This window comes from uncultured Ruminococcus sp., from assembly GCF_934476685.1.
GTDB lineage: Bacteria > Bacillota > Clostridia > Oscillospirales > Ruminococcaceae > Hominimerdicola.
In genome coordinates, this window is record NZ_CAKSNX010000031.1 from 1 (window position 1) to 6,015 (window position 6,015).

The window sequence follows — 6,015 nt, forward strand, 5'->3', positions numbered from 1 at the left end:
GGAGAGCAATATTTCTTTGTCATTGCCGCATTGCTTATAGCTAACGCAAGCACTATCTGACTTCTTACCTCTCCTGCATGAAGAGAGCCGTTGTAAGCTCTTATCTCGTAATGTCCGTGCTGAAAAAAGCTGTGCAGATTGCAGATCACATATCGGCTGTTTGAATAATGCTGAAACTGCTCGCTCATTCGTCCACGATACCAAAGCTTTTTTATCTCCTCCATATCTTTGGGTTTCTTGCGGTTTATGTCCTCTATGAACTGCTTGTCCATCTTGTGACAGTAGCTTTCACGGGCAGATGATACCTGCAAAGCGTCCCACAGAAAATTCTCTTTGCTTGCGAAGATGTTTACAAGATTTCGTATCTGCTGCGGTGTATAATCGTCGGCTGAAATATGGATATGTGTCCCTGCACAGTACCGAGGACCTGTTACCCCGCCTGCACGGCGTAACGCTCTGACAACTTCCTGCAAAAGCGGAATATCCTCATATTCCAGCACAGGAGAGTTCATTTCCACGCTGTAAGACTTGGAGGCTCTGTCTCCGCTTGCATTATAGCAGTTGATACTGCCATCATAAACTATCGCCCATTTTCTGTTTTTTGAGTCTGTCACAACATATTTATCATAGCTTCCGCCCTCGTGTTCAACACTTCCGTCAAGCACTTTGGCCATAGCCTTTGCCGCCTGACTTCGTGTAAGTCCTGTCATTTCTATCTCGATACCGAATTTTCTTGTTTTTATGCCTTCAAAGTTTTTCGACAATGCTGCACCTCCCAACAAAAAACAGCCTGTTGATATTCCGCAAGCCGTTCTCTAATATCATTCTATTTCCGTTCTGACCTCATATCCGCCCTTGAAGATAACTAATATCTCATTCTTGCTCAGAACTTTTATACACTCAATCAGCTTCCGCACAAGTACGTTATCAAATGTTTCCAGCTCAAATTTTTCGTGTTCTATCATTTCCGTGACCCTATCAAGCTTTTGCTGAGTTTCGGCAGAGGTTTGATTCTGCAATCTGAGCATTTTCAAACGTTCATTTAAATCTTGTTCCTCGGCATAAAGCTTTGCAAACTCACCGTCGAGCTTGTCCTCGTCACAGCCGCCGGAAGCTATGAGATTGATAAGATCAGTCCTTGCTTGGTCGATCTCTTTCAGTCGCTTTTCTGCGGCTAATATTTCTTCCCGACCTTGACATTTCAGAACAGAGCTGATATTTGCTTTTAAAATTCTCTTAATATCATCACAGCAGGAGTAATAGTTATTTATCGCCCGAATAATTCCACGGTGCAGGTTTTCTTCCTTGATCGTAGGCGAATCGGGACAGTATCTTCTGCCGTGTTCCAGTCGGCTTATACATCGCCAGACCACTTGTTTATTTCCACCTTTTGTCCATATCCTGCGTCTGTACGGAGTCCCGCATTGTCCGCATATCAACAATTCGGACAATGCATATTTTCCGCTGTATTTTCCTTTCTCCGTTTTTGTCTGATCGGATATTTTTCTTTTTGAATTTCGTCTTGCGATTTCCTGCTGTACCCGATCAAAGGTATCACGATCGATTATGGGAGTATGATGATCTGTAACAAGATACATCGGGCGTTCCCCGTTATTTTTCACAACCTTGTGTGTAATACAATCGACCGTGAAAGTTTTTTGCAAAAGTGCATCTCCAACATATTTCTCATTTTTCAGAATGCTCTGAATTGCACTCTTAGTCCACTCACTTTTACCGGTTGCAGTAGTTATTTTTTGATCCATTAAGATCTGAGCGATGTTAAGTAATGTATATCCGTCAAGATAAAGATTGAAGATCGATCGTACAGTTTCAGCCTCTTTCGGTACTATCTCAGGCTTGCCGTCTGCTCCCTTTCGATATCCTAACAGTTTTTTATACTGAAATGGCACTTTGCCCTCTCTATATGCTTTTTCTTTTCCCCAGAGAATGTTCTTACTTATAGACTCACTTTCAGCCTGTGCGAATGAACCATACAAAGCTATCATAAACTCGCTTGTCATTGTCAGCGTGTTTATGTTCTCTTTTTCGAAAATAACGCCAATACCCAATTCCTTCAGCTGCCTTATGTACTGAAGACAATCAACCGTGTTTCTTGAAAAACGGCTTATAGACTTAGTGATTATGAGGTCTATTTTCTTATTATTGCACATCCTTATCATACGATTAAATTCTGTTCTTTTCTTTGTCTGCGTTCCGCTGATACCCTCATCGGCAAATATGCCTGCAAGAGTCCATTCTTTTTTCTTGTTGATAAGGTCTGTATAGTAAGCGACCTGAACCGCAAAGCTGTTCTGCTGTTCCTCTTGCTCGGTGCTGACACGGCAGTATGCCGCCACTCTTAGCTGGTGGTATTTATCACGGTTTTCCGCTGTCTGCACTTTCGCAGGTATCACCGTTACATTCGGAGCTGTGGACATTTTTGTCATTCCTTTCTGTGATATTTTTGATGTGTACTCCGTTGATGAATTCAACCTCTATGGTACAAAAATGGCTTATCCATATTCGTGAAACACACGCTTTGAATAAGCCAATATCAAGTGTATTCATTTGTTCGCAGCCAAGCCTTGATTTTAAAAGTTCCGTTTTCTGCTGACTATCATCATAAGTGCAGCAGTCATATCTGAGCTGGGCAAGTCTGAAAAGCTCTTCTTTGATCTTCTTTTCATCTGTATGTACCATATCTGTCATTCGATTTATCTCATTTTGCTGAAATCTGACCTTTGCATTTGGAGAGTATGTGCTTACCATACAGTCTGAATTAATGAGCGTCGGGTTAGCAATAACGGTGTTGAACACATTCAGCACGGCACTAAGTATCATTTGATCCGTAAGCAGATGATCAAATCGGTAACATTCAGGACGTCTGCAATCCCATAGTTCTTCCTTTGTTCGTGTTAGCTTTTTACCACATTCTTTGCAGAAAGTTATTTGTTTCAGCAGTTTGACTTCTTCCGTCTGACCTATTGATACAGTCGCTTTTTTGACACGCTTTTCGTTTGCAAGTTTGAAAGTTTCTTTGTCAATTATCTGCGGATACTTTTCTGTACCAAGATATCTGTCATTTTCGATTATTCTTTTGACCATATTCTTGTTCCAAGATGAATTTTCGCAGTATGGCACTTCCATCAAAGCTGCTATTTCTGACAAGCTTTTGCCTTTTAAATACTCGTTGAATATTGTAACAACAGCATAGAGCTCTTTGGGCTCGGTTATTATCTCACCGTTTTTCATACAGTAACCGAATGGGATAATTCTGTTTTTAGGCATAAACTCACTCCTTTCAACCGACAATGATACCACAAAGCTTTGCAAAAATCCAGTATCAATACCAACAAAAAATGCCCTGCAATTTTTAATGCAAGGCATTTTCGGTTATATTTTTGATTTCAGATAATACCTCATCTGATGAAAAACTCCTATCGGTACTTTCTGCTTCGTCCTCAGCTTCTTTTAACTTTGAATCTAAATCAATACCGTTCTGCAGTTCTTCGAATATCTTCGGGTAGTCACTTCTACCGTCAACAATATGATAAATGTAAATCGTGTCAGCGATCACACGGTAAAAACACAGATATTTTCCACAGATGATCTTTCTGTAATTATCATATTTAAGCAATGGTTCACTACAAAGCACACCCAGCTGTGGGCTATATCTAAGCAGTTCAAGTGTATCAAGTATCTTATCCGTTATTTTTTTAGCGGACACAGCACCGGATAAGCTCATATGAATATCCGCAATATGTTCAAGTTCAGACCAAGCCGTCGCAAGCAATTCAAGTTTCATTTCAGACATTTGAATATTTCTCCTGCAGTCTTTGTCTTGCGTCATCTAACGAAACAGTTTTATCTCCCGACAAGCGGCTTTCCTCAGCTGCGTCAAGCTTTGCCTTTAAGCGGATAATTTCTTCACGCTTTTCAAAAGCGTCAATGCTCATAACGACAAGATCTCCTTCTCCATTTTTGGTGATGTATATTGGTTCTTCCTTTTGATGAGCAAGATTTGATATTGTCAGGTAATCATTTCTAAGTGTTGTCGAAGATTTTATGATCATACTAGCACCTCCAATATTATTCTATGATTATTATATCATAATTCTACTATAATATCAAGAGGTTTGCTCACATAATTTCAATCCGCCTATCAAGTGAAATTCCAGTTCATTCTGATTTTTTACTACTATCTTATCGACAATACTCTCAAACGCTGAACCTTCAAATTCTACCATAAGTTTCTGCCGCTTTTCAAAATATCCTATGAGCATATCAAGCTGTTCAAGAGTCTCATCATCTTCATCGCTGGCGTTCAGTTTCTTTATTTCGGTCTGGAACTTTGCTATTTTTGAGTTAAGCGCTGTGGTTTGTTCAATATACTTTGCCTCATCAAGAAAGCCTTTTGTTTTCAACCTTGCGAGAACGTGAGTTTGTTCTTTCAATTTAGCGATTTCCTTGTACTTTTCAATTATAGTCGTACCGCTTTTAGTATTTTTGTATTTTAGATCCTGCAAGGCTTGCTGTAGTGGTGTAAGTACAGGCTTAAAATTATACACGAGCTTGTTGTACAGACGTATAAAAGCGGAGTGGATTTTATCTTCGGAAATTTGTTTGGTAGGGCAGTCCACCGCTGCAAGATCGTGTTTTCTGCACGACCAATAATATTTTTCTCTGCAGGATTTTCTTATAAGTATTGAGCCGCAACTTCCGCAGAAGATATGTTTGTGTAAGACTGAATTGTGTGGCGTACCTCTAGGCTGCTTTTGATTTTTCTCTGATATAAGTCTTTGTACTTTATCAAAAGTCTCCTGTTGTATTATTGCAGGATGAGTGTTACGAACGTAGTATTGATCTGCGTTTCCGTTATTCTTAAAACGCCTAACGGGAAGTGTGCTGGTCGAATATGTTTTCTGAAGAAGTGTGTTTCCTGTATATTTTTCATTTGTTAGAATATATGAAACTCCTATCATATGCCACCGTTCACTATTTTTACAGCAGGGGATATTACGTTCATTAAGACTTTTCATTATTGATATCATTCCGATGCCACTTAGATAACTATTGTATATCTCTTTCACTACTTTTGCTTGCTCGGGACAAATAACAAGTTTGCCATTTACTTTTTTGTAGCCATAAGGAGGACACGATAATTCATATGTGCCATTAGCCATTCTTTTTCTGCAAGACCACCGCAAATTCTGCGATATAGAAGTCGATTCTTCCTGAGCCAGACCGCCCATAATCGTTATCATCATCTCGTCAGTCATATCGGCAGTATCGATATTCTCTTTTTCAAACAGCACAGTTATGCCTAAGCTTTTCAGCTCTCTGATGTTTGTCAGACAGTCTTTGGTGTTTCGGGCAAATCGGCTGATAGACTTTGTGTATACCCTGTCTATCTTACCTTTCCGGCAGTCGCTTATCATTCGCTGAAATTCATCGCGCTTGTCCTCACGAGTGCCTGTTATTCCCTCATCTGCATATATGTCAACAAGCTGTTCTCTGTCAGACTTTTCAAAAGCTTTCTCGTAGTATCTTGTCTGAGCCATAAAGGAATTTATCTGATCTTCGCTGTTTGACGATACACGGCAGTATGCCGCACAGCGGAGTTTATGGTTTTGTTCTTCTGATATTGTCGGCTGTATTATCGTTACCGTTGGCATTTTCTCACCTCCGTTTTACCAACAAGGATACCACAAGTTTTTCCGAAATGGTATCATCAAACCTAACGAAATTGCTTATCCTTTCCTGTGCGGTTTTCATACTTATCTGCCTGTCCTGCTGCTGTACAAAGACACATAACAGTTATGCCGATAAAAGCTCCGACAAACAAGCCAATAAAAAATCCTACCATTTTACCCCTCCTATGCTGCGTCCTTTGACGATTGAAATTCCCTGAAAATATCTTCTGTATTTCTATTGTTAAAGTTGTATCGTCTATAATAAATTAGACAGAAAACATTTAGCCGTGGTATAATAGAAAAAAGGAGGAAAATAAAATGG

The 6,015-nt window shown here is 39.8% G+C and carries 7 protein-coding genes; all 7 read right to left on the bottom strand.

The window, feature by feature from the left end; genetic code table 11:
• On the bottom strand, positions 1-764 hold a 764-nt coding region (locus tag Q0E19_RS11525), incomplete at its 3' end, for an amidoligase family protein (protein ID WP_294409674.1).
• Between the two features lie 57 nt (positions 765-821).
• Entirely contained in the window at positions 822-2,447 is a 1,626-nt protein-coding gene (locus tag Q0E19_RS11530; RefSeq protein WP_294409676.1) for a recombinase family protein, read from the bottom strand.
• Positions 2,377-3,288 carry a recombinase family protein gene (locus Q0E19_RS11535; protein WP_294409678.1) on the bottom strand — a complete coding sequence of 304 codons (912 nt, stop codon included), beginning with the start codon at positions 3,286-3,288 and terminating at the stop codon, positions 2,377-2,379. The genes Q0E19_RS11530 and Q0E19_RS11535 overlap by 71 nt, the downstream gene beginning before the upstream one ends.
• An 85-nt stretch (positions 3,289-3,373) precedes the next feature.
• Positions 3,374-3,814 (bottom strand): type II toxin-antitoxin system RelE/ParE family toxin, encoded by a 441-nt coding sequence (locus Q0E19_RS11540; protein WP_294409679.1) that lies wholly within the window; start codon positions 3,812-3,814, stop codon positions 3,374-3,376.
• Positions 3,807-4,073, bottom strand: a complete 267-nt coding sequence (locus Q0E19_RS11545; protein ID WP_294409680.1) for a type II toxin-antitoxin system Phd/YefM family antitoxin — start codon at positions 4,071-4,073, stop codon at positions 3,807-3,809. Before Q0E19_RS11545 ends, Q0E19_RS11540 begins: the two co-directional genes overlap by 8 nt.
• A 54-nt stretch (positions 4,074-4,127) precedes the next feature.
• On the bottom strand, positions 4,128-5,675 hold the full coding sequence (locus Q0E19_RS11550) for a recombinase family protein (protein ID WP_294409682.1): 1,548 nt from the start codon (positions 5,673-5,675) through the stop codon (positions 4,128-4,130).
• Positions 5,676-5,737: 62 nt separating this feature from the next.
• Positions 5,738-5,866, bottom strand: coding sequence for a DUF3789 domain-containing protein (locus Q0E19_RS11555; protein ID WP_294409683.1), 129 nt, complete (start codon positions 5,864-5,866; stop codon positions 5,738-5,740).
• Between the last annotated feature and the right edge of the window lie 149 nt (positions 5,867-6,015).